The sequence below is a fragment of the Sphingopyxis macrogoltabida genome, from assembly GCF_001307295.1.
GTDB lineage: Bacteria > Pseudomonadota > Alphaproteobacteria > Sphingomonadales > Sphingomonadaceae > Sphingopyxis > Sphingopyxis macrogoltabida_B.
Map to the genome: position 1 here is coordinate 1,423,589 of NZ_CP012700.1, position 25,081 is coordinate 1,448,669.

Consider the following 25,081-nt stretch of genomic DNA (forward strand, 5'->3'; position numbering starts at 1 on the left):
GGGACTGTCAGGGTCGGCGGTTACTTGCGCCGAGATCCGAGTAAGGGGGTGCGCAAATCTGCGCGCGAGCAAAGCTAGCAGCATAGCGGCAACGTTGGTACGAGCATGCCGGGAAGGACGGGCGCGGCGTGGGCGCGGCGCCGACGAACAACCGGACAAACTCTGCAAGATCCGGTAGCCCCATCTCGCGAAACCCGGCCCGAGCGGCACCCCAGTTCAGGACCCTCGCGTCGGTGGGCACCGCGATCCTGCGATCTCCGGTCATGAAACCTACCACGACTGCCGTGTTCCATATCAGGATGTCCGTATTACTCATCTTGTCCGCGCCGCCCGCAGAAATCCTCTGTGCGATGTCGCGTAGGACCGTCTCTGAGGTGCGGGGACTGTCAGGGTCGGCGGTTACTTGCGCCGAGATCCGAGTAAGGGGGTGCGCAAATCTGCGCGCGAGCAAAGCTAGCAGCATAGCGGCAACGTTGGTACGAGCATGCCGGGAAGGACGGGCGCGGCGTGGGCGCGGCGCCGCACCAGTGCGTTGCTATGCGCCAGCCGCGCTTGGCCCGATGCGTCCTGCCGGTCACCGACGGCGACGCCGTGAAAGGAGGTCGCCGCGCATAGGAAAGCCTCGCGAGCGCCGTTCGCCTCGATCGGTGCAGTGGCGGGGATAAGCTGCCAAGGCAGTGCGTCGGCGAGGTCGCCGCCCATGAGCCGCGTGATGAGCGGCACGAGGAAGAGGCGCGCAATCGTCAGCGCCGCTGCCGGATTTCCTGGCAGCCCGAGAATATGGGCAGCTCCGGCCGTTCCATACCACACCGGTTTTCCGGGTTTCATATCGACGTCGGCAAATGCGATTTTGAGCCCGAGCGGAGCGAAGGCGCCCCGGCCGAAATCGCGATCGCCGCGCGACGCGCCGCCGACGACGACAATGATATCGGCTTCCGCGGCCTGTTTGGCGCTCGCGATAGCTTTAGGATCGTCGGAAAGTCTGGCCTTCGAAACGACCTCTGCGCCCGCCGATCGACACATGAGATCAATCGCGGCGGTCGGGCTGTCCGGGATAGGAAATGCCGCCGCGGCCGCTGAGCCGGGGACGAAAATCTCGTCTCCCGTCGCGAGAAGCTGAATGCGTGGGCGCCGCGTGACGCTGAGCTGGCCATGATCGCCTGCGGCCGCAACTAACACCGTTGCGGGCGTGATTTTCGTGCAGGGCGGCAGGAGCTGTTGTCCCCGCGCAAAGTCCGAGCCCCGTCGCCTTATGTGCGGTTTTCCGCGTGGCGGGGCGGCGATCGTCACCTCGGAACCCATCTGGCGGCAATATTCGATCATGACGACGCGGTCGGCACCGTGGGGGAGCGGAGCGCCGGTCATCACGCGCATCGTTTGACCGGGGCCGATCTCGCCGGCGTCGCTGCTGCCGGCGTAGCTGGTACCGACTTGAGTCAGCGTCGAGGATCCATTTTCGAGATCGCTGGCGCGAACCGCGTAGCCGTCCATTGCCGCGCAATCGAAGCGGGGGGAATCGAGACGGGCATGGACGGGCTTGGCAAGATAGCATCCGCCCGCATCGGTTAGCGAAAGGCTGATCGCATCGAGCGGCGTGGCAAGGGCCGCCAGAATCGCCAACGCCGTGTCGTAGCTGATCGAGGCGGCGCATTCGGTGGCATCGGTCAGGGTGCCGAGTTTAGTCATGCTCCGTCCGCGCCATATTCTCGACACCTGCAGGCGTGAGCTCCGCCAAGCCAACGGCCGCGCCAATGAGGATCAGCGTCGGCGCATCGGCGGCGAAGGATTTGACGGCAAGGTCGAGCAGATCGAGCCGCGTCGCCAGTCGTCGTTCCTCGGGGGCGCTGACGTGGCACGCGATCATCACCGGCATGTCGCCGGACATTCCGGCCCGCATAAGGCCGCGCATAATCTCGCCCGCTGCCTCGCGCCCCATGTAGAAGGCGAGCGTCGAGCCGTCCTGCGCGAGCGATGTCCAGTCGACGTCGAGCGCTGCGCCGCGCTTGCTGTGCGCCGTCACAAATCGGACGTCGCGCGCGACGCCGCGAAGTGAGAGCGACATGCCGGCCGACGCGGCGGCAGCGCTCGCGGCAGTGATGCCTGGGCAGATGCGGACGGAAAAGCCTGCATCGTGCAGGGCCTTGATTTCCTCGGTCGCCCGGCCGAAGAGGACCGGGTCGCCGCCCTTGAGGCGCACGACGCGCTTGCCCGCGCGCGCGGCGGCGACGAGCAGCGCGTTGATGGTCGTCTGATCCTTGGAGTGGCGGCCCGAGCGTTTGCCGACGCTCTGGCGCTGCACGCCGGGCGGGATCAGCGCGAGCACGCCATCGCCGACCAGTGCATCATAAAGGACGATGTCGGCCCGCTCGATCAATCTTACAGCTTTCATCGCCAGCAGTTCGGGATCGCCGGGGCCGGCGCCGACCAGCCACACCGTGCCGGGGGCAAAATCGTCAGGCTGCATTGCTGGTCTCCTCGCTGAGAATCCGCCCGAGCGCAGGGCGGCATGAGCCGCAGTTGGTACCTGCGCCCAGCGCCGCGCCGATAGCCGCGACGTCGGCTAGCTTCTGGTCGCGGATCGCGGCGGTGATCGATTTCAGGCCGACGTCGAAGCAGACGCAGATGACCGGGCCGCGGTCGGCCTGTATGCCGGGCGCTCGGCCTGCGAGCAGCGTCGGCGCGACCGTCGGTGCAGCCAGTTGCGCGATCAGCCAGTCGCGCGGTGGCAGTTCGCCGCTTTCGGTGACGAAGAGTGCGCCCGTGAGGCGATCGTTCGCGACGATGGCGACGCGGCGCGTGCCCCGGGCCGCATCCTGCGCCTCGATGCGCTCGCCCTTGGGGAGCAGGGCTTCGATGGCTTTGAGGTCGCCATTGCCCGCGAGCTCCCAAAGGACCCCGGACGGCACCGCGACGCGCGTCGCCCATAGACAGCGCGGCGTGTCGGCAAGCTCGCTGGCCAGGAGCAGGAAGCCGCGCCATTTGGGGGTGACGGCGGCGATCGACGCCGGGGTGCGCTTGAAGCCCGGCTGGCCCGACACGGGGTCGACGAGCGGGCGCGGAAGCCGCCCGGTTCGCCCGCCGCTCGACGTGCGGTCGGACCAGTGTATCGGTACGAATAGCTCGCCGGGGCGCTGGCCGGCGTGGAAGGCGACGCGGTAGAGGCTGTCGCCCTGCGGGGTTTCGACGCGTGCGAGGTCGCCGTCGGCGAGTCCCAGACGCGCGCCATCATCAGGGTGGATCTCGACGAGCGGCTCCTCGCGGTGGCGCGCGAGCTTGGGGGCCAAGCCGGTGCGCGTCATCGTGTGCCATTGGTCGCGGTAGCGCCCCGTGTTGAGCGTCAGCGGCCATTTGGCGAGCGGTTCGGGAAGGACCTTTTGCACGACGGAGACGAGGCGCGCGCGGTGGTCCTCGGTCGAAAAACGCCCGTCGGCGAAAGGATGGTCGCCGCCCCAGCGAAACGGCTCCATCGCGTCATAGGCGCCGTTGCCGCCCAGCGCTGCGCCCGGCAGCGCGAACAGTCGGGCACCGTCGTTATCGTAATTCGAAAGCCGGCAATGCTCGCGCCAGATGTCAGCGGGGCGGTCGTAGGCGAAGGCGGTTTTCCACCCCATCCGCCGCCCGATCTCCTTGACGATCCACCAGTCGGGCATCGCCTCGCCGGGGAGAGGGAAGAGTGCGCGCTGGCGGCTGATCGTGCGATCGCTATTGGTCACGGTACCATCCTTCTCGCCCCAGGCTGCGGCGGGCAGCCGGACATGCGCGAAGGCGCCGGTGTCAGTCTTTTCGATCACGTCGCTGACGACGACGAAGGGGCAGGACTTCAGCGCCTCGCGCACCGCATTGCCGTCGGGCATAGATACGGCGGGGTTGGTCGCCATCACCCACAAGGCCTTGATCCGGCCTTCGCCGACGCCACGGAACAGGTCGACGGCCTTGAGGCCTGGTTTCTCCGCCATCGTCGGCGACGCCCAGAAACGCTGGACGCGATCGCGGTTGTCGGGCGCGAAATCCATATGCGCGGCGAGGGTCGAGGCGAGTCCGCCGACCTCGCGGCCGCCCATGGCATTGGGCTGGCCGGTGATTGAGAAGGGCGCGGCGCCGGTCTTGCCGATGCGCCCCGTCGCGAGATGGACGTTTAGGATCGCATTGACCTGATCGGTGCCGGCGGTCGCCTGATTGACGCCCTGACTGAACAGCGTGACGGTGCGCAGCGTGGCAGCGAACAGCTCATAGAAACGCCTGAGGTCGGCAGCCGGCACTTCACATGTCCGTGCCACCGACCACAGGTCGTTCCCCTCTCCAAGCTCGTTCCAGAAATTCTGCGGAACCGCGACATGCGCGGCGAGATAGGCCTCGTCGACCACGCCGGCGTCGCGGCAGTGCTCAAGCAGGCCGTTCATGAGCGCGACGTCGCTGCCGGGGCGGATCGCGAGGTGGATATCGGCTTCCTCGGCGGTCTCGGTCCGCCGCGGGTCGATGACGACCAGCTTCGCGCCCGCCTCGCAGCGCGCGCGGATGTGCTGATAGACGATCGGATGACACCAAGCGGTGTTCGATCCGACGAGGACGAACAGGTCAGCGGCTTCGAGATCGTCATAGGTCGCGGGAACGACATCCTCGCCGAACGCGCGGGTGTGCCCCGCGACGGCGCTCGACATGCAGAGCCGCGAGTTGGTGTCGATGTTCGCGGTGCCAATGAAGCCCTTCATCAGCTTGTTCGCGACGTAATAATCCTCGGTGAGTAGCTGGCCCGAAACATAGAAGGCGACGCTGTTCGGGCCGTGACGCGCGATCGTCTCCTTGAAGCGCTTGGCCACGAGGTCTAGTGCCTTGTCCCAGCTCGCGCGCCTGTTGCCGATCATCGGGTGCAGCAGGCGGCCTTCGAGACCGACGGTTTCGCCCAGATGCGTGCCCTTCGAGCACAGCCTTCCGCGGTTCGCGGGATGATCGGGATCGCCCGCGATCTCTACCGCCCGATAACCTGTCACTGTCGCGAGGATGCCGCAGCCGACGCCGCAATAGGCGCAAGTGGTGCGGACCGAGTCCGCCATCAGGCGGCCGCCTTCAGCGTGCTCGCGCGGCAGATGAGGACACGGCCGCCGTCGATCTTGACCGGGACGGTGGGGGTGCAGCCCTTGTCCTCGCCGAGCGCTTCGCCGGTCGACAGGCTGATCCGCCAGTTGTGGAGCGGGCAGGCGACCGCGCCGCCATGAACGATGCCTTGGCTCAGGCGCCCATGCTTGTGTGGACAGCGGTCCAGGAGGGCAAAGACCTTGCCCTCGGCGGTGCGGAACACCGCGATATCGTCGCCGCCTTCGACCTGCACGGTACGGCTGCCGCGCACCGGGATCTGATCAACCCAGCCAATGTCGAGCCATTCAGCGGTCGTCATGCCCCCATCTCCTCCAAAAATGCACGTTCCTGCGGGATGAAGCGCGCCATCGGTGCGTGATGTTCGGCCTCGGCGCCATCGGCGCGCTGCGCCCAGGGATCGTCCTGGCTGAAGCTTTGCGAATAGAGGAAGCGTGCGCGGAGCGCCTCGCGGCCCGCTGCGTCGTCGACGATCCGCCTCTTCACATATTCGACCCCGACGCGCTCGATCCACGGCGCGGTGCGTTCCAGATAGCGCGCCTCCTCGCGGTAGAGCTGGATGAAGGCGGCGCAAGTATCCATCGCCTCCTGCTCGGTCGCGACCTTGCAGAGCAGGTCGGTGGCGCGCACATGGATGCCGCCGTTACCGCCGACGTGGAGTTCGTACCCGCTGTCGACGCAGACGATGCCGAAATCCTTGATCGTCGCCTCGGCGCAGTTGCGCGGGCAGCCCGACACGGCGATCTTGAACTTGTGCGGCATCCAGCTGCCCCAGCTCATCCGCTCGACCTTGACGCCCAGACCCGTTGAATCCTGCGTGCCGAAGCGGCACCATTCGGACCCGACGCAGGTCTTCACCGTGCGCAGCGACTTGCCATAGGCGTGCCCCGACACCATCCCGGCGGCATTGAGGTCGGCCCAGACCGCAGGCAAATCCTCCTTCTTGATACCGAAGATGTCGAGCCGCTGGCCGCCGGTGACCTTGACCATCGGCGCATTGAACTTCTCGACGACATCGGCGATCGCGCGCAGCTCGGTCGGGTTGGTGAGCCCGCCCCACATGCGGGGGACGACAGAGTAAGTGCCGTCCTTCTGGATATTGGCGTGCATCCGCTCGTTGACGAAGCGGCTCTGCTGGTCGTCGACATAGTCGCCGGGCAGCGCGCAGAGCAGATAATAATTGAGCGCCGGGCGACACGACGAGCAGCCGTCGGGGGTCGTCCAGTGCAGCTTCTGCATTACTTCGGGAATAGAGCGCATGGCCTGCGCGACAATTTCGCGGCGGACGTCGTCATGGCCGAAGCTCGTGCATTTGCACATCGTCTTCGGGCCCGACTGGACATCGTCGCCAAGTGTCAGCGCGAGCAGATTTTCGACGACGCCGGTACAGCTCCCACAACTCGCCGACGCCTTGCACGTGCCGCGCACCGCGTCGAGGCTGCGTGCGCCCTTGACGATGCACGAGACGACCTGGCCCTTGGTGACGCCGTTGCAGCCGCAGATTTCCGCATCGTCGGAAAGCGCCGCAACGGCCGCCTTAGGGTCCGCCGCGCCGCCTCCCGCGGCGAAGGCCTGGCCGAAGATCAGCAGGTCGCGCAGTTGCGACACGTCTTCCTGCTTCTTGAGCAGATCGAAATACCAGTTGCCATCCGCGGTATCGCCATAGAGCACCGCGCCGACGATGCGGTCGTCTCGGACGATCACCCGCTTATAGACGCCGCGGCTCGCGTCGCGCAGCACGATATCCTCGCACCCGTCTCCGCCCGAAAAATCGCCCGCCGAAAACACATCGATCCCCGACACCTTGAGCTTGGTCGAGGTGACCGAGCCGCGATATCCTGTCGGCTGTTCGACGAGCCCGTCGGCAAGGCTGCGGCACATGTCCCACAGCGGCGCAACAAGGCCGTAGACCTGCCCGTCATGCTCGACGCATTCGCCGACCGCGAGCACCGCGGGGTCGCTGGTGACCATATGGTCGTCTACCTGGATGCCGCGCCCGACCACGAGCCCGGCGTCGCGGGCAAGCGCGACCGAGGGGCGGATACCGACCGCCATCACGACGAGGCTGGCGGGGATCAGCGTTCCGTCCTTGAGCTTCACACCCTCGACCTTGCCGTTGCCGACGATTTCGGCGGTGTCGGCGCCGGTCAGGATCGTCTGGCCGCGGCCTTCCAATGCCTGCTTGAGCAGCCAGCCCGCTGCCTCGTCGAGCTGGCGCTCCATCAGCGTGGGCATCAGGTGGATAACGGTGACCTTCATGCCGCGGAGCGAAAGGCCGTGCGCCGCCTCGAGCCCGAGCAGCCCGCCGCCGATCACCACCGCGTCACCGCCGGCGTCGGCCGCCGCGAGCATCGTGTCGACATCGTCCATATCGCGAAATGCGATCACGCCGGGCAGGTCCTTGCCGGGGACCGGAATGATGAAGGGATCGGAGCCGGTTGCGATCAGCAGCCGGTCATAGCCTTCGGTTACGCCCCCGCGCGTCGTCACCGTTTTTGCGGCGCGGTCTATCGCGACTACCGGGTCGCCGGCGACGAGCGCGATGCCGTTCGCCGCATACCAGTCCGCGTCGTTGATCACGATATCGTCGAAGCATTTTTCGCCCGCGAGCACGGGGGAGAGCATGATGCGGTTGTAATTGACCCGCGGTTCGGCGCCAAAGATTGTCACACGGTAACGTGCCGGATCGCGCGCCAGCAGCTCCTCGACCGCGCGGCAACCGGCCATGCCGTTGCCGATCACGACGAGATGGTCGCGCGTGTCGCCCTCGGGTTTGAGCGGGCAATGTTCCATCAAAGCGTCCAATCCAGTTGTAGCCAATATTTATCGGTGTCGGTGGCGAGGGTGTCGGCGCGGTAGCGCGCGAAGCGCGCCGAGCCTGTGAATTTGCCGAGCTTCGCGCTCGCGAGAAGATTGAGCTCGTCGCCGTAAGAGCGCGAGGCGCGATCGCTGCGATAATCGTGATAGATCGCTTGCAGCGTCACCGCCTGAAATGCGCCGACGGCTTTCCAACTCCACGCCGCGCTTGCATAGAGGTCGCGCACGCCGTCGGGCGGTGTGGTGAGGAATTTGTCGGCCCAGCCTTGAAATTTGAATGCCGTGGCGAGCGGCGTCTGGAAGCTGGCGAGCGCCCTGCCATCGCCGGCGCCGAGTATCTCGTACCCGACGCCGATCCGGGGGCCTCCAAAATCGACCGCGACGTCGGCGAGATAGTAATCCGCCGAATAGTCGTTGGGGTTGCGGTGCCAGTCGGACTGGCGCGCGTAGCTCAGCTGCCAGGCGACCCTCGCCTTGCCGAGTGGCTGGCTCCCGTCGAGCCGGACGCCATAGCTCTGGCTCGACAGGCGGAAGCCCTGCATCGCCGCCTCGTCCTGATCGACCAGATAGGCAAAGGTCGAAAACTTGCCGATCGGGGTTTGCGCGCTCAGGTTGGCGAAGACATTGTCGCCCGACACCGCCTGTTGCCGCGCCCCGGTGCCGTCGATGCCCCAGATGGTGCGCACGCTCCACGCATAGGCGACATCTGCCTTGATGCCCTTGATCGGCGTGATCTCGGCGCGCACCGCGTCGAAGCTCTGCCCGTTCTGGCGGAACGACACCACGCCGACAAAGCGTTCGTCGTCGAGCGCGATCCGTTGCCTCCCCGCGGTGACTGCAACGGCGGGCGAGGCGTAGCGGAGCTGGGCGCGGGCGAGGGCGATATTTTCGGGATCGGCTACGAGCGGCCGCGTTGCGGCGCCGTGGAGCCCGTCGAAATACTCATCGGCGATCGCGAGATTGCCCTGGCCTTCGACGAGCACCGACCAGCGCCCGGCTTTCGCCTCGATCCCGGCACGGACGCGCAGGGTGAGCGCGTCGGTCTCGGCGGTGAGGCCGTCCTGGTCGACGCTCTCGTAGCGGAGCCGGGCTTCGCCGAGCGGCTTGAGGGTGACGTCCTGGGCGTGCGCCACCCCGGCCGGCGCGAGCGCCAGCAGGATGATGAGGGTGCGGGTCATGGCTTTAGATCCGCACGCCTTCAGCCGCACCCCAGGTCGCGCGCCACTGACCCTTGACGAAGATAAGCGCGACAAGCGCAACCACGGCAAGTCCCGCAAAGATGTAAAAGCCGGGAGCAAAGCTGCCGCTCCACTGTTTCGCGAAGCCGAGCGAGGAGGCGAGGTAGAAGCCGCCGACGCCGCCCGCCATTCCGACGAGCCCGGTCATCACCCCGATCTCGGCCGAGAAGCGCTGCGGAACGAGCTGGAAGACCGAGCCATTACCGGTGCCAAGCGCGAGCATCGCGATGACGAAAAGGCCGAGCGCAGCAGGCAGCGTATCGGCCTGCGGCACGCCCGCGAGCGCCAACGCGGCAACCACGAATACTGCCATCAGGGCGCGAACGCCGCCGATCCAGTCGGCAAGCGCGCCGCCCATCGGCCGCACCAGCGATCCGGCGAAGACGCAGGCCGCGGTGCAATAACCCGCCATCACCGGGGTGAGGTGGAACTGGTCGGTGAAATATATCGGCAGCGAAGCCGCGAGCCCGACAAATCCGCCGAAGGTCACCGAGTAAAAGGCCATCAGCCACCAGGCGTCGGCCGTCTTGAGCGGCTCGAAATAATGAGCCAGCTTCTTCGGCGCGGGCGCGTTCGGTGCGTCTTTCGCCATCGCGAGATAGACGAAGAAAACGATCGTCAGCGGTATACAGGCCAGCCCGAGCACCGCGTTCCAGCCGAACGCCTTGGCAAGACCGGGCGCGAAGAGCGCCGCGAGTACGGTTCCCGAATTGCCCATGCCGGCAAGGCCCATTGCCTTGCCCTGATGCTCGGGCGGATACCAGCGGCTTGCAAGCGGCAGCGCGATCGCGAAGCTGGCGCCGGCGAAGCCGAGGATGACCCCCAGCGCCAACGTGCCTGCAAAGCTGTAAACCCCCATAAACCAGGCCGTGAACAGTCCGGCGATCACGACCAGCTGGCTGATTGCGCCCGAACGCTTCGGCCCGATGCGGTCGACGAGCAGCCCGTTGACGACGCGCAGCAGGGCGCCGGCGAGCGTCGGAACGGCAACCATCAGCCCTTTCTGCGCGGGGGACAGCCCGAGGTCTTCGGAGATTGCGGGCGCCAGCGGCCCGAGGATGACCCACACCATGAAAGCGAGATCGAAATAGAGAAATGCGGCGACAAGCGTCGGCCAGTGACCGCTCGCCCAGAAACTCGATTTGGGTGCCGAGGCGCCCGTGGTTGCAGTTGTCATCGTCCGTCCCCTTTTTGTGACGGGCAATAAAAAAAGCCGCCAGGACGGCGGCCACGCGGGCGCATCCTGACGGCTTCATTGCCTGTTGGATTACGGAGAAAGGCTCCCCGTGTGCCGCGCGGGCCAGCCCCCTCGTTGGAGCCGTCGCCGCTTTATCCTGCCCCGGCAGCCCTGCCGAGTGCAATTAAACTGCCTGATTCGCCACATCCGCGCAACCGGTTAATTCGCAGGTGCAGCATAAATTCTATCTGGGCCTAAAATCTAAGGAAGGTCAGAGAGATAGCCCTGTATATCGTCGGGATCGAAGGCGCGCCCGTCAAAAAAGCGGTCGCTGCCGAGGAGAAGACGGCCCTGTACTGACCCCGCGCCAAGCGGCGTGTCGATCCCGCCCTCGAGCTTTGAACTCGCGCCGGGGAGCGGCGCGCCTGATCCCGCCAGCGCCCCGCGATAGATGTCGGGACGGAACATTGCGGCCGCTGTAGCGGCGTCGGCGGCGGAATAGGGGATGTGGTCCCAACGAAGCATCTGCGAATAGAGCCACGCCGCCTGGCTGCGCCATGGGAAGTTCGCTGCTTCGCGGTGTTGGAACATGAAATCGGGATAATGGATCGGTTCACCGCCGGGCACGAGGCGGATGTGATCGGTGATCGCGCGCAGAACCGCGTCACGCGGGGCGTCCAAATATTCCGGCCGCTCCAGTATCCGTGCGCTTTCGTCCGCAGTGCCGGGTTCGACGAAATGGGCGGCAGCGGCGTGGAGCGCGCGTAGCAGGGCCTCGACGGCGTCGCGCCGCTCCTCGACGACCGCTTCGCGCATCGCTAGCACCTTTTCGACGCCGCGGCGCCAGATTTGCGCGGTTGCGAGCGCGATATGGCCAACACCGCGTTCGACCGCGATCGAATTCCATGGTTCACCGACACAGATTCCGTCGACCTCACCTGCAGCGAGCGCATCGGCGGCGAAGGGTGGGCTGGTGACGACGATGTCGACATGGGTATCGGGACGGATTCCGACACCCGCGAGCCAGTATCGAAGCATGTAATTGTGGCTGGAATAGCGATGTACGACGCCGAAGCGCAGCGGCTTCCCGGCGATTTTCCGTTCCGCTGCCACGCGCTGCAGCGCCGCGCCGATAACCGTCGGGTCGCCCAGCGTTTCTCCAAGTCCGACATCCTGCGCGAGCTGGGTCGAAAAGGTCACCGCGTTTCCGTTGAGTCCCAGCACAAAGGGCACCGCCATCGGCACTGCGGGCCGGTCGCGGCCGAGCGCGGTCGCGATCGCCAGCGGCGCGATCATGTGCGCGGCGTCGGTGTGGCCATAGAGCAGCCGGTCTCGCACCGTTGCCCAGGTCATGTCGCGCACCAGTTCGATGTTGATGCCTTCGCGTGCGGCAAAGCCCAGTTCGTGCGCGAGGATCGGCAGGGCTGCATCGACGAGCGGCAGGAAGCCGATACGGAAGGTCTCGGCGCTCATTCGATATCTCCCAAGAGCGCGTCGCTCGTCACGATGGCTTCGGCAATCTCGGCAATGCGGCGGTTGGTGCTCATCGCCTGCCCGCGGAGCAACGCATAGGCTTCGGGCTCGTCGATCCGACGCCGTTTCATCAGGATCGCCTTGGCCCTGTCGATCACCGCACGCTCGGCGAGGGCGTTCTTGGCATCGTCGAGCTCGCGTTGCAGCGACGAGAAGGCGTGGAAGCGGCGAACCGCAAGGTCGAGTATGGGCTTGATGCGCTGCTGCGAAAGACCGTCGACGACGTAGGCGGAAACGCCCGCGTCGATCGCTGCGAAAGTGGCCTCGGTATCACTCTGATCGACGAACATCGCTATCGGCCGCGCCAGCGCGCGCGACATCGCGAAGAAATCTTCGAGCAGATCGCGGCTCGGGTTCTCGAGGTTGATGAGGACGACCTCGGGGGTCGCCGCCTCGATCTGTGCGACGAGCGGTCCAGCGGGATCAATGAGCACGAGATCATCGAGGCCGGCCTCGCGCAGGCCGTCGGAGATGATGGCGGCGCGCGTCGTGCTGGTGTCGATGATCGCGATCCTCATGATCGCGCCTTTACGCTGCAGCGCACAAATCTGCTAGCTGGTTTCTTATTTGCGCAGGTTTCACGCTGGCGGATGGCCGCTTCTTGAAATTATGCTCCGAAAGCTGCCGGTCTCCAATCGGCCATCGTAACCAAACGCGGTCGGCAAAATTGCGCTTGCCCATAATTAGCCACTGGTGTTTAAGACGTCTCAGCAACCGGATTGGGAACCGAACCGGGCCCAAAAATAGGCTTTGGGGCTATGATCGGGGCTCCATTTTGCTCGAAATCGGATAATTTTTTTCCGTTTCAATTCATAGCTTTAGAGGCGGGTTTCCCGCTACCCGCTCCAGGTCCTCCTTCCGAACTTTCTCTTGCCGGTTCGATGTCACGCTGTGTTCGATCTGCGTAGCGCAGGAACTTTCGACGCCGCCCGACGTTACCCTAGCGCACTCAATATATGGGAAAACGAGGATCGGTCACCGGCCGCATTTCCTTCCGAAGGGACGCAATCACGCCGCTTCGGATGCCGGACTGTTGCGTCCCTCGCTCCCGCACGATGGAAGGAAAATGCAATGTTCAAATGGGCTTTGATCTTCGCCGTGATCGCACTGGTTGCTGCAGTGCTCGGCTTCGGCGGCGTCGCGGGTGCGGCAGCCGGGATTGCGAAGATTCTGTTCTTCGTTGGCCTTGCCCTTGTCGTGTTGTTCCTGATCCTCGGATCGGCCGCGGCAAAAAAAATTACATAAATTCGGGACGCGGCGGAACCAAACGGGCGTCCCCCGCGTTTCGCATACCTATCGGATCGAAAGAGAAGGTAGAATTTGGTTCCTGTCTTCGGACGGAACCTAGGGAGCCCCGCCGCAGAAATGCGACGGGGCTTACTCGTTTCGGCGTCCGAAACGATCGACCCGCTTGCAGGCCGATGAACGAGGCGTCTGTTTTGCGACATTTTGCGACAATTTTTCGTCCACACGGCAACGGCTTGGGACAAATGGCACCTAGAACGGCGTCATCGGGACAAATTCTCCCCTGAATGTCCCCTGACAAGGAGTTCGTTACGTGAAAAAGATCACTCTTTTGACCCTGGGCGCCGCGCTGATCGCCGTGCCCGCGCTCGCCGCCCCAGACGGCAAGATGGGCGACGCCGATGGCAATGGCGTGCTGACCCGCGCCGAGGTGCAGGCCAATGCGGTGCAGCGGTTTGCCAAGATGGATGCCAACAAGGACGGCAAGATCGACGCCACCGACCACGCCGCGCGCCGCGCCGAAATGCAGGCGAAGCGCTTTGCCGCGCTCGACGCCAATTCGGACGGCAGCGTCAGCAAGGCCGAATGGGACCAGCATGGCGCCGATCGCGCCGCGAAGCGCGCCGAGCGCAAGGAAAAGCGCGCGGCCGCCGGTGACGCCGGCGAAGGCCAGCGCGACGGCATGCGCGGCCATCACGGCAAGCGCGGCGGACACGGAATGCGTGGCGGTCGCGGCGGCTGGATGAAGGCCGATGCGAATGGCGACAAGGCGATCACGCAGGCCGAGTTCGAGACCGCAGCGCTCGCGCGTTTCGGCCGCCTCGACGCGAACAAGGATGGTCAGGTGACCGCCGAGGAACGTCAGGCGCGGCGCGAAGCGTGGAAGGCCAAGGCTGCCGAATGGCGCGCGAAGCGCGGCGCGGCTGCCCCGACCACCGACTGAGCCATTTGGCAGGGGCGGGCGGTCGACGGACAGGCCATCCCCCCCTCCCGGCATTGCCTTTGCCGCCGGTCCCTGCCAGCTATCGCCCACCGGTCCCTGGCGACCGGTGGGCGAACTACCATGTGACGGACGATAGATGACCGATAGCGACATGCCACGCATTCTGCTGATCGACGACGAGCCGTCGATCCGTGAGCCGCTAGGCGAATATCTGGAAACGCAGGGCTTTGCGGTGACCGATGCAGCGAGCGCTGCCGAGGCGCGGTCGGTGCTTCGCGCGCAGTCGGTCGACCTTGTCGTCAGCGACATCATGATGCCGGGCGAGGACGGGCTGTCGCTGACCCGCCACCTTCGCGAGACGAGCAGCATTCCGGTCATCCTGCTGACCGCGCGCGCCGAGGATACCGAACGGATCATCGGGCTCGAAATCGGCGCCGACGATTATGTCGTCAAACCCTTCAACCCGCGCGAGCTGGTCGCGCGCATCCGGACCGTGCTGCGCCGGACGCAGCAGGGCGGCCGCGCGCTCGACCCGGGCGGGACGAGCTTTGCCTTCGGGCCGTGGGTACTGCGCGAGGTCGAGCGCGTGCTGGTCGATAGCGAAGGGCAGGAGGTCGCGCTGTCGTCGGGCGAATATCATCTGCTCCACGCGCTGGTTCGCCATCCGCGCCAAGTGATGAGCCGCGACCGGCTGCTCGACCTCGTGCGCGGGCGCGAAGCCGATATCTTCGACCGCGCAATCGACAATCTGATCAGCCGCCTGCGCAAGAAGATTGAGGAAAATCCCGCGCACCCGCAACTCGTCAAGACCGTGTGGGGCGGCGGCTACACCCTCGCCTGCGAGGTCAAGCGGCTGGGGCCGGCGGCATGAAACTCCGCCTGTGGCCGCGCAGTTTGATCGGGCAATTGTTCGTCGCCGTCGCGCTGATGCTTTTCGTGGCGCAGGCGATCAACTTCACCCTGCTTGCGCGCGGGCAGAAGCAACAGGTTCTTGCGCACGGCGGCGGCATGGCGGTCGGACGGATACTCGATGCGATCGAGCGCGACCGGCGTGGCGATTTCGCGCCCGGTCGCAGCGGTAACGACGATAGGGAGCGGCGTGAACGCGTCCAGAAGCTGGTGATTTCGGACACGCTGCCGCCCGTGCCCATCGGCGCGCGTCGCATGCCCGCATTGGCCGACTATGTCACCGGCCTGCTGGACGAGGCCGACGTCAAGGCGGAGGCGGTCGATGCGTGGGTGCTGCCGCCGCGGCCGCGCGCGCAGCGGCCCGATTTCCCCGGCCGGACCGTCGTCGTCTCGGCCAAGGTCGGTGGTCGCTATTTCGCGGTGCGCAGCCGTATCCAGGCGGGCGGCGATCGCCTGCAAGGATTTCTGGTCTGGCAGACGCTGACGCTTTACCTGCTGCTGCTCGTCCCGATCATGCTGATCGCGTGGCGCGCGGCGCGGCCGCTGCGCGACCTGACGCGCGCGGCGCGCTCGAACCCGGCGCTGCGCGATACGACGCCGCTCGAGGAAGAGGGGCCGTCGGACGTGCGCGACCTGATCGGGGCGTTCAACGCCTATCGCGCGCGGATCGCGACGATGCTGTCCGACAAGGACCGGATGCTCGGCGCGGTCGGCCATGATCTGCGCACCCCGCTTGCCAGCCTGCGGGTGCGCGTCGAGCAGGTCGAGGACGAACGGCTGCGCGACAAGATGATCGCGTCGATCGAGGAAATGACCGCGATGCTCGCCGACATATTGGCGCTTGCGCGGTCGGGGGCGGGGACCGAGGTGCAGGAGCGCCTCGACGCGGCTGGCCTCGCCCGGGAACTCGCCGCCGACTATGGCGAACAGGGCAAGGACGTCGGCGTTGGCGAACTCGCGGAGACCGCGGTCATGGCGCGTCCGATGCTGCTCAGGCGCGCGCTGCGCAACCTGATCGACAATGCGCTCGCCTATGGTGCGCGCGCGCGGCTGTCGGTGGCGGCGATCGACGGGCAAGTGCGTCTGATCGTATCGGATGATGGCCCCGGGTTGAGCGGGGAACAAATCCGGACGCTGGTCGAGCCATTCGCGCGCGGCGAGCAGTCGCGCAACCGCGCGACCGGGGGGGCGGGGCTGGGGCTGTCGATTGCCCGCGATATCGCGGAGGGCGAGGGCGGAACGCTGACGCTCGCCAATCGCGATGGCGGCGGGCTCGATGCGGTGATTGTGCTGCCGACGGTGGCCTAGCGGCTGGCTTCTGCGGCGCCTTCCAGCACCGGTTGCGAATATCGACTTCGGGCGGGCAGCGGACGTTGCTTATCCACCTTCGTCATCCCGGACTTGATCCGGGATCCATAGCGCCGCCGTCGTCATGGACCCCGGATCAAGTCCGGGGTGACGATGGGCGGCAATGAATCGCAGGGAATATCTTCTATCCGCAACGTCGATCCTGACGCTGGCGGCCGCTCCCGGAGCGAAAGCGGCGATGGCGGGGGCCGGCGATGCTGCGGTCCAGCCCATATTCTCGTCACAGATGAAATATGAAGTGCGCATTCTGATGCACGACGGCGTTCATCTGGGCGCGACGCTCTATCTGCCGCGTGGCCTGACGACGCCGCGTCCGACGATTTTTGCGCTCACGCCCTATACGGCCGACGGCTATCATGCCGAGGGCGTCGATTTCTCCCGGAACGGCTATCCGTTTCTGGCGGTCGACACGCGCGGGCGCGGCGATTCGGATGGCGAGTTTGCGCCTTTCGGAACCGAGCCGGAGGACGGGCACGACATCGTCGAATGGCTGATCCAGCAGCCCTTCTTCAACGGCAAGGTCGGCATGTGCGGCCTGTCGTGGGTCGGCTATACGCAATGGGCGACGGTGCGCGGCTATCCGAAGGGGCTCGCCACGACCATCCCCTCGGCCCCCGCCTTTGCCGGTTTCGATTTCCCGATCCGCTACAACATCTTCTTCAACTTTGCGGGCGGGCAGTGGATGACGTTCGTCAAGGGCAACACCCGGCGAAACAATGTCTTTGCCGATGAAGGCTGGGGCACCGAATATCTGCGCTTCCTCGAAGCGGGCCTGCCGTTCCGCAAGATGCCGGAGTTTTTCGGGTTTGAGTCCAAACCGTTCCAGCAGTGGGTCGATCATCCCCGGCAGGACGAATATTACGACCGGCTCAACCCGTCGCCCGAACAATTCGCCGAGCTGACGATGCCGGTGCTGTCGCTGTGCGGCATTTATGACGGCGATCAACTCGGCACGCTCGAATTCCATCGCCAGCATCTCAAATATGCCGGTTCGAACGCCAATCATTATCTGGTGATCGGCCCGTGGGGGCATGACGAGGTGCGCAACCCGACCGCCGAATTCTATGGCATCAAGGTCGGGCAGGCGAGCGTGCTCGACATGAAGAAGCTGCATCGCGACTGGTACGCCTTTGCGATGGAAGACGGCCCGCGGCCGGAGTTTCTCAAGAAGAAATTCGCTTATTATGTGATGGTCGCGGACAAGTGGCGCTATGCCGACAGGATCGAGGACGCCACGGCGCGCTATGAAACGTTTCACCTGCATTCGTCGGGCAACCCCGACAATGTCTATGCTTCGGGGACGCTGAAGCCCACGCCCGCAACAAAGGCGCAGCCCGATCACTATATCTACGACCCGCGCGATCTCAGCGGCCTCCGGCTCGAGGCTTCGCTGACCGAATGGCACACGACCGGCCAGACGCTGGTCGCCGCCACCGCGGGCGGCAAGCTGATTTATCACAGCGAACCGTTCGAGCAGGACACCGAAGTAACCGGCTTCTTCAAGTTCAACGCGTCGATTGCGATCGATACGCCGGACACCGATTTCATGGTCTCGATCTATGAAATCGCCCCCGATGGATCGAGCCTGTTCCTGACCGAGCAGCACAAGCGCGCGCGCCATCGCGAAGGACTTCGTACCGAGCGGCTGATCGCAACGCAGGAGCCGCTACGTTACGACTTCGACGGCTTCTTCTTCATTTCGCGGTTGATCAAAAAGGGATGCCGCCTGCGGTTGGTGGTAAAGCCCAATCACGATCTGAAATGGCAGAAGAATTACAACAGCGGCAAGCCGGTGGCCGACGAAACGATGGCCGATGCGCGCACGGTCACCGTGCGCCTCTATCACGACGCCACGCGCCCGAGCACGCTCAGCATCCCGATCGGTCAGCCGGAGGATCAGGCGTAGATTGCGATGCCCTGGCTGCCGCTCAGCACCGGTTCGCCGGCGCGGTTCCACAGCATCATGTCCTGCACCGAAAAGCCGCCGCGTGCATAGCCGGTCTTCGCCGACAAGAGCCACCAGCCATCCTCGGTCTGCGGATTGCCGGTGAGCATGTTGACGGTCCAGTTCATCGAACTGATCGGCCCGAACTCGGTAAACAGCGCCATCGCCGCGGGGGGCAGGGCGTCGCCCATCGCGAGCAGCGCGACCGCGGGATGGCAGGCGGGTTCCTCGACGAAGCGGACCCAGGTCAGATATTCGCCAACGTCCTGTTTCCAGTCGAAGCGGGGGCCGGTCGTCGGGCGCATGTCGAAATGGCGGGTAAAGCTGGGGCGGACCTTGTGTTCGGGGACCGGTGCCAGCGTTTCGGGCGCGGGCACCTCGGGCATGGTCAGGCTATTGTGGTCGAGATGGCTGGCGCGGTCGCCCGAAAAGGCAAAAACGGCGGCGGTGCCGAAGCCCGCGTCGCTCGACACGCCGGCGTCGATGAACAGGCTCGATTTCGACTGGCGCAGCACGCGCGTTGCGACGGTGCAGTCGCCGCCGACGGGCCCCACGAAGCTGATCTGCGCGTAACGTAGCGGCGTCTCGGTCGGGTGGAGCGCCATCGCGCCCGCCAGTGCAACGGCAGAGCTGATCCCGCCATAGGCGGTGCGGCCCTGCATCCATCCTTCGTCGATATGCGCCTTCGCCACACCCTCTTCGGTACGCAGCGTCGAAAGCAGCGCGTCGAGCGCGCTGGGGGAGGTCGTCATTCTTGTCCTATTCCTCGATCTGGAAGGTCATTCCGGCATGCTCGGTCAGCCGTGCGATCAGTGCGTCGCCGAGCAGCGCGCCGGGTGTCCACACGCCGCCCTCGCCCCTGTTCGCGAGCAGCGCGATACCGGTTTCGGCCAGCATTTTCGACGTCGATCCATAGCCGGGGTCGCGGTCGCCCTGGACACTGGCACGGACCGCCCGGCCGTTGGGATATTCGCCGATGAACAGCACGTCGTAAAACCCGTTCTCGCGCTCTTCCTTGCTTGGGCCTTCGCCCGGCTGGAGTTTCGATTCACCGAACGGATTGGCCTTGGCGATCGCTTCCGCCATCGCCTTGCCGGCATCGCCGATCGTCGTCATCAGCATCTCGTCATAGACGAGGTCCGCGCCCCAGGGCTGGCCGAGCAGGAAATTGGTGCGGTGGACATTCTTCGTGTTGATCGGCGCCATCACGAAAGGTGCGGTCCATGTGCCCGTGGCGGCGTCATATTCGGGGATCAGGCCAGTGGGCTGCGAGGGCCCCTCGAAGCCCGGGGTCAGCGCAAAGCTCGACTTGAGGAGCAGCGCGAGCGAGGGCTTTTTGGCGATCGCCTTCATCGTTTCGGTCAGGCTGGCGATCGTGCCCCCCGACGCGCCGCCGGCCATCTTGCGGACGCGGCCCTTGACGCGCGGCGCCGGGCGGCCGTGGCGTTTGACCGCTTCGGCCTGCAGGAACAGCACGCCGAGGTCGAACGGAATGCTGTCGAAGCCGCAACTGAAGGTGATGCGTGCACCCGACGCCTTGGCGGCATCCTGATACGCGTCGATCATCTCGCGCATCCAGCCGGGCTCGCCGCAGAGGTCGGCATAGGCGGTGCCCGCCTTGACGCAGGCAGCGACGAGCGGCTCGCCATAGAGTTGATAGGGGCCGACGGTGGTCAGGACGACCTGCGTCCGCGCCGCCATCGCATCGAGGCTGACGGGATCGCTTGCGTCGGCGACAACAAGCGGAATATCCTTCGGCGCGCCGATCAGGTCGCGTACTTCGGCCAGCTTGTCGGCGCTGCGCCCCGCCATCGCCCATTTGGGGGCATCGGCGCGGCCCGCATAATGTTCGGCGAGATATTCGGCGACGAGGCGACCGGTGAACCCGGTCGCGCCATAGACGATGATATCGAATTCACGCGCAGCGGCCATGGCACCCTCCCATTTACGTAAACGTCAAGCTGAGGCTAGCGCACGCAAGGAAGGATGCCAAGCGCGAAGCGTTAGCGCCGCCAGAAGGGACGCTTTTCGACGACCACCGGCGTGTCGACCGCTTCGGCGCGGCCCTCGGCGCGCGCGGCGCGCAATTCGGCCTCGCGGGCGCGAAGTTCGGCGTCGTGTTGCGCAATCTCGCCGCGGCGCCGCGCGCGCAGCGCGTCATAGCTCCAGCGCGTGTGGCCATAACCGAAGAGGCAGAGCAGGCCGCCGGCGATCGCCAGATTCTTCATCGCCATCATCGCCTGCATCGGATCGGTGAATTCGCGGTGGAAGAACAGGATGGTGAGGAGGACGAAACCGGCGAGCAGGATCGCCCACAGCCGCGTCGCGATGCCGAGCGCCAGGCAGACGCCGGCGACGAGTTCGAACAGCCCGGTCGGGATGGCGAGCCCGGATGGCAGGCCGGCGGCGGAAATCATCGCATTGGTATCGGCGACGTGGATCAGCTTGTTGATCCCAGACACGATGAAAATCACGGCAATGAACAGGCGGCCGATGAAGACGGCGATCATGGACATGGGTCATCCTCCACTATTGCCCGCCCGCTTGTGCAGACAGGACGCGCGGAGAGGCGATGGGTTCCGGTCAGCGCGGGGTGAAGGTCAGGTCGGCGACCTCGCAATCGCTGCAATCGATCGCGCGCAGCGTCGCCGCGCCGGGGCCGGCGGGCAGGTCGACGTCGGCAAGCTTGATCACCTGCCACGCGGTGTCGGCCGGAACGGCGACGCCGCGTTCGTCGATACCGATGCGGCCGCCCTTTGCCGAGCGGGCGCGCGCCGAGACCGTCCAGCGCCCGGCTTTCGCAACTTCGGCGCTGTAGCGCATGAACTCGCCGGTCACGAAGTCGCTGACATAGGGCGTGCCATCGCTTTCGCGCGCGATGTCGACGCCGTCGTTGCGATAGGTCGTCCCGTTGTTCCACGGCGTCCGCTCGCCGCCGGTCGCGACATGATAATTGGCGTCGACCATATCGTGATAAGCGACGTCCGGCGGCCCGAGATCATAATCGACGGCAGCGATAGACAGCGGCGTCCGGTCCAGCGTGCGGGCGACGAAGGGTCGATAGCCCGGGTCGTGCGGCTGACGGAACATCGCGTCGATGACGTCGGGTTTGGGGATATTCCGGTCGAAGCGGCTGTTTTCGGCAAGTTGCATCATCGCGGCGAAGGCCGCGTCGGGTTCCGGCTTCGCGCCCTTGCTCGTCATCCATGCGACAATCGCGGCCCATCCCGGACCCGGATCGATCTCGAGCGGCTGATTGAAGCCGATTTTCTTGAGCGGCCAGAAATTCCAGCCGATGCCTTCGCCCTCGACCAGCGCGATCGAGTCGCGGTACCAGCCGTTGCTGTTCTCGCCCGACTCGCCCAGCCAGATAGGACGGTTATAGCTGGTGCGCAGCGCCTTGATCTCGGCGATGCTCGCTTCGTCGTTGCGATTCCAATATTTGTGGAAGCTCAGCACCATATTGGCGTCCCACGCGGGCGGCAGGCCCTTGTAATTATTACCCCAGCAATTGCCCTCGACGATCACGATATGCTGCTTGTCGACCTTGCGGATCGCCGCCGTGATCCGCTTTTGCAGGTCCCATACCGTCTTGCTTTCGGCCTCGTCGCAGCCATTGCCCTTGCCGGGGGTCGCGAAACTCCAGTTGGGCTCGTTGATCAGGTCATAGCCGCCGATCCACGGCTCGTTTGCATATCGCTCCGCCAACGTCGTCCACAGGGCGACCGTCTTGCGCTGGTTCTCCTCGCTCTGCCACAGCGAGGGTTTCGTCGGGTCACGGTCGGAGATGGCAAGGTCGTTGCCCTGTCCACCGGGCGCAGCATGGAGGTCGAGGATCAGGTAGAGGCGGTTCGCCTTGCTCCACGCCAGCAGGCGGTCGATGCGCTCGAAGCCTTCCTTGAGCCATGTGTCCTGCCCGGCCACAGGTTCCTTGTCGACGGGGAGGGTGAGCTGGTCGAAATGGATCGGCAGCCGCACCGAGTTGAAGCCCCATTTCGCCATCTGCGCAATATCGGCTTCGGTGGTGTGGTTATTGAGCCAGGCGCGGTAGAATTCGGCCGTCCGCTCCTCGCCGACCAGTTCGACCAGCTTGGCGCGAATGCGGTGCTGCTGCCCGACTTCGCCGAGTTTCAGCATATAGCCTTCCTGCAACATCCAGCCGCCTAGTCCCATGCCGCGGAGGATGACGGGCTTGCCGCTGGCGTCGACGATCTGCGTGCCGCGGACCTTCAACATCCCTTCGGCGTGCGCGGCGGCCGGTAAAAGCAGCGTCGCGAGCGCGGCGGCGATCGAACCAAATTTCATGACCTCATCCCCGATTTACGACCAATGGGAACGTTATCAATTATTGCAGAGGGCGCAACCGATCTTCGTCATTGCGACCCCGGCGAAAGCCGGGGGAAGCAATCTCCAGCTATCCGCCTTGCGCAGGGCCGAGAGCGGGAGATTGCCGCGTCGCTTCGCTCCTCGCAATGACAGTGACTGTCAAAGTTTGGGCAGTGTCACGCCCTGTTGCCCCATATATTTGCCCGCGCGGTCGGCGTAGCTCGTCTCGCACGGCTCGTTGCCCTGGAGGAACAGGAACTGGCACGCGCCCTCGTTTGCATAGATTTTGGCGGGCAGGGGGGTGGTGTTCGAGAATTCCAGCGTCACATGGCCTTCCCAGCCGGGTTCGAGCGGGGTGACGTTGACGATGATGCCGCAGCGGGCATAGGTCGACTTGCCGAGGCAGATCACCAACACATCGCGCGGAATACGGAAATATTCGACGGTGCGGGCGAGCGCGAAGCTGTTCGGCGGGATGATGCAGACGTCGGTTTCGCGGTCGACGAAATTTTTCGGGTCGAAATCCTTGGGGTCGACGATCGTGCTGTCGACGTTGGTGAAAATCTTGAACTCCGGCGCGACCCGCGCGTCATAACCATAGGAGGACAGGCCATAGCTGATGCACCCGTCGCGGCGCTGCGCCTCGACGAACGGTTCGATCATGCCCTGCGTCCGGGCGGCTTCGCGAATCCAGCGGTCGGAAAGAATGGCCATGCGTGTCTCTTGTAAGGACGGCGCGCTTTGCGCAAGCGGTCAGTCGGGGATCAGCCCGAGGTCCTTCGGGCCAAAGGCGGCGGGAAACAGTTCGCTGAGCCTGTAACTCTGCACGGCCTTGCCGTCGCCCGACGCGCAATGGACGAGGATATCGGTCTTCGAACGCTCGGCGGCTTCGTTGAGGACCTGGCGACAGCGGCCGCACGGGTGGACCGGATCGCTGCCGAGCAGCGCATCGCACTCCGGGCGGCCGCCGACAATCGCGATCTCCGTAAGTTCGCCGATCCAGCCTTCGTTGGCGATCTTGGCGATCGCTGCGGTTTCGGCGCACAGCGTCAGGCCATAGCTGGCATTTTCGACATTGGCGCCGGTGACGACGTCGCCATTTTTGAGCAGCAACGCCGCGCCGACGTGAAATCCCGAATAGGGGGCATAAGCGCGGTTTGCCGCCTCGCGCGCCGCAGCGATCAGCGCGTCGCGGGTCGCGTTGTCGGTCATGGCGCCTCTCCCTCGCCGCGCAACACGTTCCAGCCGACGGTGCCGTCGGCGCCCGACAGCCGCACATAGTTGTTGGCCTGCCACATCGCCCATGGATGCGCGCCATAATCGGGTTCGAAGAAGTCGCGGCGCAGCCAGGTGGTGCGCGCGATGCCCTCGGTCACCTTGTAATCGGCCTCGAAAGCGGGGCCGGGGGCGATCAGGCTGCGCTTGCCCATATGCGCCTCGATCTGTGCGAGGAAGGTCGCGAGTTCGGACAGCAGCAAGGCTCGCGTCGGCCGGTCGGGGCAGCGGTCGTCATAGTCGAGCCAGACGACGGCGGGCAGCGCGTCGGCGCGGCGGGGGACGTGACGAATGAAATTCGCGGCCTGATCGGTGGCAAGCTGGCACAGGCTGTAGCGGTGGATCGCGCCAGTCTGGATCCCGGCCTCGCGCGCGGCGGTCATGTTGCGCGCGAACATCGGATCGAGGCCGGTGGTTCCGTCGGTCGCCATGACATAAGCGAAATCGGCGCCTGCGGCCTTGATCGAGCCCCAGTGGACCACACCGTTGGCGGCGCCGATCGTCACCCCCTGGATCGGATATTGTTCGCGCGGCGGCGTCCAGCGCGCCGCCCACCAGATCGCGAGCCCCGCGGCAAGGATGAGCAGCAGCAGCACGCCGCCGATACGCCGCAACCAGCGCGCGAGCACGCCCCGCCAGTCCGCCGCGATCCGCGCCGGCTTTCTGTTCCTGCTGCTGGCTGCCCCCGTCGCCATTCGCTAACCCTTGATATGCAGCACGCAAATCAGCGTGAAGAGGCGTCGCGCGGTGTCGAAATCGACCGCGATCTTGCCGTCGAGCCGGTCCATCAGCATCTCCGCCGCCTCGTTGTGGAGGCCGCGGCGCGCCATGTCGACGGTTTCGATCTGCTGCGCGGTCGCGGTCTTGATCGCCTGATAATAGCTGTCGCAGATCGCGAAATAATCGCGGATCGGACGGCGAAAGCGGCCGAGCCCGAGAATGATCGCCTCGAGCGGCGAACCGTCCTCGCGGCTGATTTCGAAGATCAGCCGGCCTTCCTCGACGCGCAGCATCAGGCGGTAGGGACCGGCGTAACCGTCGGCATGGCCGCGCTGCGGGACGAACTTGTTGTCCTCGATCAGGTCGAAGATCGCGACGCGGCGTTCCTGCTCGACATCGGGGTTGCGCCAGACGATCGAGCCCTCGTCGAGCTCGACCGAGATGATGCGCTGTTTCGAGGGGTCTGCGTCGGCCATGCTGCAAGTGCTTCTACT

The 25,081-nt window shown here is 65.4% G+C and carries 22 protein-coding genes; 5 read left to right on the forward strand and 17 right to left on the reverse strand.

The window, feature by feature from the left end; all coding sequences use genetic code 11:
- Positions 1-453: 453 nt before the first annotated feature.
- The 9 genes from AN936_RS06685 to AN936_RS06725 form a co-directional block, all read right to left on the reverse strand.
- Complete coding sequence (locus tag AN936_RS06685; RefSeq protein ID WP_149037612.1) at positions 454-1,713, reverse strand: molybdopterin molybdotransferase MoeA; 1,260 nt, start codon at positions 1,711-1,713, stop codon at positions 454-456.
- On the reverse strand, positions 1,679-2,464 hold the full coding sequence (cobA, locus tag AN936_RS06690) for a uroporphyrinogen-III C-methyltransferase (protein ID WP_054587451.1): 786 nt from the start codon (positions 2,462-2,464) through the stop codon (positions 1,679-1,681). Before cobA ends, AN936_RS06685 begins: the two co-directional genes overlap by 35 nt.
- A complete protein-coding gene (locus AN936_RS06695) occupies positions 2,454-5,051 on the reverse strand; it encodes a nitrate reductase (protein WP_054587452.1) in 2,598 nt (865 codons plus the stop codon). Before AN936_RS06695 ends, cobA begins: the two co-directional genes overlap by 11 nt.
- The gene (gene nirD / locus AN936_RS06700) at positions 5,051-5,392 is read right to left on the reverse strand and encodes a nitrite reductase small subunit NirD (protein WP_054587453.1); all 342 of its coding nucleotides are present in this window, start codon (positions 5,390-5,392) and stop codon (positions 5,051-5,053) included. The genes AN936_RS06695 and nirD overlap by 1 nt, the downstream gene beginning before the upstream one ends.
- A complete protein-coding gene (gene nirB / locus AN936_RS06705; RefSeq protein WP_054587454.1) occupies positions 5,389-7,884 on the reverse strand; it encodes a nitrite reductase large subunit NirB in 2,496 nt (831 codons plus the stop codon). The genes nirD and nirB overlap by 4 nt, the downstream gene beginning before the upstream one ends.
- A complete protein-coding gene (locus AN936_RS06710; RefSeq protein ID WP_054587455.1) occupies positions 7,884-9,086 on the reverse strand; it encodes a hypothetical protein in 1,203 nt (400 codons plus the stop codon). The genes nirB and AN936_RS06710 overlap by 1 nt, the downstream gene beginning before the upstream one ends.
- A 4-nt stretch (positions 9,087-9,090) precedes the next feature.
- Positions 9,091-10,323, reverse strand: a complete 1,233-nt coding sequence (locus AN936_RS06715; protein ID WP_054587456.1) for a nitrate/nitrite transporter — start codon at positions 10,321-10,323, stop codon at positions 9,091-9,093.
- A gap of 261 nt (positions 10,324-10,584) precedes the next feature.
- On the reverse strand, positions 10,585-11,796 hold the full coding sequence (locus AN936_RS06720) for a CmpA/NrtA family ABC transporter substrate-binding protein (RefSeq protein WP_054587457.1): 1,212 nt from the start codon (positions 11,794-11,796) through the stop codon (positions 10,585-10,587).
- Positions 11,793-12,374, reverse strand: a complete 582-nt coding sequence (locus AN936_RS06725) for an ANTAR domain-containing response regulator (RefSeq protein ID WP_054587458.1) — start codon at positions 12,372-12,374, stop codon at positions 11,793-11,795. Before AN936_RS06725 ends, AN936_RS06720 begins: the two co-directional genes overlap by 4 nt.
- A gap of 553 nt (positions 12,375-12,927) precedes the next feature.
- Here AN936_RS06725 and AN936_RS24050 point away from each other — a divergent pair.
- The 5 genes from AN936_RS24050 (at position 12,928) to AN936_RS06745 (ending at position 18,227) form a co-directional block, all read left to right on the forward strand.
- Positions 12,928-13,101: a DUF1328 domain-containing protein gene (locus tag AN936_RS24050; RefSeq protein ID WP_082395475.1), complete on the forward strand. Its 174-nt coding sequence runs from the start codon at positions 12,928-12,930 to the stop codon at positions 13,099-13,101.
- Between the two features lie 313 nt (positions 13,102-13,414).
- Complete coding sequence (locus AN936_RS06730; RefSeq protein ID WP_054587459.1) at positions 13,415-14,044, forward strand: EF-hand domain-containing protein; 630 nt, start codon at positions 13,415-13,417, stop codon at positions 14,042-14,044.
- A gap of 136 nt (positions 14,045-14,180) precedes the next feature.
- Positions 14,181-14,915: a response regulator gene (locus AN936_RS06735; RefSeq protein ID WP_054587460.1), complete on the forward strand. Its 735-nt coding sequence runs from the start codon at positions 14,181-14,183 to the stop codon at positions 14,913-14,915.
- Complete coding sequence (locus AN936_RS06740) at positions 14,912-16,261, forward strand: sensor histidine kinase (protein WP_054587461.1); 1,350 nt, start codon at positions 14,912-14,914, stop codon at positions 16,259-16,261. The genes AN936_RS06735 and AN936_RS06740 overlap by 4 nt, the downstream gene beginning before the upstream one ends.
- A gap of 163 nt (positions 16,262-16,424) precedes the next feature.
- Complete coding sequence (locus AN936_RS06745; RefSeq protein ID WP_054587462.1) at positions 16,425-18,227, forward strand: CocE/NonD family hydrolase; 1,803 nt, start codon at positions 16,425-16,427, stop codon at positions 18,225-18,227.
- Here the strand turns inward: AN936_RS06745 and AN936_RS06750 are convergent.
- The 8 genes from AN936_RS06750 to AN936_RS06785 form a co-directional block, all read right to left on the reverse strand.
- Positions 18,218-19,018: an acyl-CoA thioesterase gene (locus AN936_RS06750; protein ID WP_054587463.1), complete on the reverse strand. Its 801-nt coding sequence runs from the start codon at positions 19,016-19,018 to the stop codon at positions 18,218-18,220. The two genes, AN936_RS06745 and AN936_RS06750, sit on opposite strands and share 10 nt — an antisense overlap.
- 7 nt (positions 19,019-19,025) lie before the next feature.
- Positions 19,026-20,198 (reverse strand): saccharopine dehydrogenase family protein, encoded by a 1,173-nt coding sequence (locus AN936_RS06755; protein WP_054587464.1) that lies wholly within the window; start codon positions 20,196-20,198, stop codon positions 19,026-19,028.
- A 71-nt stretch (positions 20,199-20,269) separates the two neighbouring features.
- Complete coding sequence (locus AN936_RS06760; protein ID WP_054587465.1) at positions 20,270-20,782, reverse strand: DoxX family protein; 513 nt, start codon at positions 20,780-20,782, stop codon at positions 20,270-20,272.
- Positions 20,783-20,849: 67 nt separating this feature from the next.
- Positions 20,850-22,571 carry a cellulase family glycosylhydrolase gene (locus tag AN936_RS06765; RefSeq protein ID WP_054587466.1) on the reverse strand — a complete coding sequence of 574 codons (1,722 nt, stop codon included), beginning with the start codon at positions 22,569-22,571 and terminating at the stop codon, positions 20,850-20,852.
- A 180-nt stretch (positions 22,572-22,751) separates the two neighbouring features.
- Positions 22,752-23,306, reverse strand: a complete 555-nt coding sequence (gene dcd, locus AN936_RS06770; protein WP_054587467.1) for a dCTP deaminase — start codon at positions 23,304-23,306, stop codon at positions 22,752-22,754.
- Positions 23,307-23,345: 39 nt separating this feature from the next.
- Positions 23,346-23,804, reverse strand: a complete 459-nt coding sequence (locus AN936_RS06775) for a cytidine deaminase (RefSeq protein ID WP_054587468.1) — start codon at positions 23,802-23,804, stop codon at positions 23,346-23,348.
- Positions 23,801-24,562 carry a glycoside hydrolase family 25 protein gene (locus AN936_RS06780; RefSeq protein WP_054587469.1) on the reverse strand — a complete coding sequence of 254 codons (762 nt, stop codon included), beginning with the start codon at positions 24,560-24,562 and terminating at the stop codon, positions 23,801-23,803. The genes AN936_RS06775 and AN936_RS06780 overlap by 4 nt, the downstream gene beginning before the upstream one ends.
- 3 nt (positions 24,563-24,565) lie before the next feature.
- Positions 24,566-25,063, reverse strand: a complete 498-nt coding sequence (locus AN936_RS06785) for a UPF0262 family protein (RefSeq protein WP_054587470.1) — start codon at positions 25,061-25,063, stop codon at positions 24,566-24,568.
- Between the last annotated feature and the right edge of the window lie 18 nt (positions 25,064-25,081).

Bases quoted from the DNA above. Each gene is read 5' to 3' on its own strand.
- cobA (WP_054587451.1), bottom strand. From the start codon at position 2,464: ATGCAGCCTGACGATTTTGCCCCCGGCACGGTGTGGCTGGTCGGCGCC.
- AN936_RS06695 (WP_054587452.1), bottom strand. From the start codon at position 5,051: ATGGCGGACTCGGTCCGCACCACTTGCGCCTATTGCGGCGTCGGCTGC.
- nirD (WP_054587453.1), bottom strand. From the start codon at position 5,392: ATGACGACCGCTGAATGGCTCGACATTGGCTGGGTTGATCAGATCCCG.
- nirB (WP_054587454.1), bottom strand. From the start codon at position 7,884: ATGGAACATTGCCCGCTCAAACCCGAGGGCGACACGCGCGACCATCTC.
- AN936_RS06710 (WP_054587455.1), bottom strand. From the start codon at position 9,086: ATGACCCGCACCCTCATCATCCTGCTGGCGCTCGCGCCGGCCGGGGTG.
- AN936_RS06715 (WP_054587456.1), bottom strand. From the start codon at position 10,323: ATGACAACTGCAACCACGGGCGCCTCGGCACCCAAATCGAGTTTCTGG.
- AN936_RS06720 (WP_054587457.1), bottom strand. From the start codon at position 11,796: ATGAGCGCCGAGACCTTCCGTATCGGCTTCCTGCCGCTCGTCGATGCA.
- AN936_RS06725 (WP_054587458.1), bottom strand. From the start codon at position 12,374: ATGAGGATCGCGATCATCGACACCAGCACGACGCGCGCCGCCATCATC.
- AN936_RS24050 (WP_082395475.1), top strand. From the start codon at position 12,928: ATGTTCAAATGGGCTTTGATCTTCGCCGTGATCGCACTGGTTGCTGCA.
- AN936_RS06735 (WP_054587460.1), top strand. From the start codon at position 14,181: ATGACCGATAGCGACATGCCACGCATTCTGCTGATCGACGACGAGCCG.
- AN936_RS06740 (WP_054587461.1), top strand. From the start codon at position 14,912: ATGAAACTCCGCCTGTGGCCGCGCAGTTTGATCGGGCAATTGTTCGTC.
- AN936_RS06745 (WP_054587462.1), top strand. From the start codon at position 16,425: ATGAATCGCAGGGAATATCTTCTATCCGCAACGTCGATCCTGACGCTG.
- AN936_RS06750 (WP_054587463.1), bottom strand. From the start codon at position 19,018: ATGACGACCTCCCCCAGCGCGCTCGACGCGCTGCTTTCGACGCTGCGT.
- AN936_RS06755 (WP_054587464.1), bottom strand. From the start codon at position 20,198: ATGGCCGCTGCGCGTGAATTCGATATCATCGTCTATGGCGCGACCGGG.
- AN936_RS06760 (WP_054587465.1), bottom strand. From the start codon at position 20,782: ATGTCCATGATCGCCGTCTTCATCGGCCGCCTGTTCATTGCCGTGATT.
- AN936_RS06765 (WP_054587466.1), bottom strand. From the start codon at position 22,571: ATGAAATTTGGTTCGATCGCCGCCGCGCTCGCGACGCTGCTTTTACCG.
- dcd (WP_054587467.1), bottom strand. From the start codon at position 23,306: ATGGCCATTCTTTCCGACCGCTGGATTCGCGAAGCCGCCCGGACGCAG.
- AN936_RS06775 (WP_054587468.1), bottom strand. From the start codon at position 23,804: ATGACCGACAACGCGACCCGCGACGCGCTGATCGCTGCGGCGCGCGAG.
- AN936_RS06780 (WP_054587469.1), bottom strand. From the start codon at position 24,562: ATGGCGACGGGGGCAGCCAGCAGCAGGAACAGAAAGCCGGCGCGGATC.
- AN936_RS06785 (WP_054587470.1), bottom strand. From the start codon at position 25,063: ATGGCCGACGCAGACCCCTCGAAACAGCGCATCATCTCGGTCGAGCTC.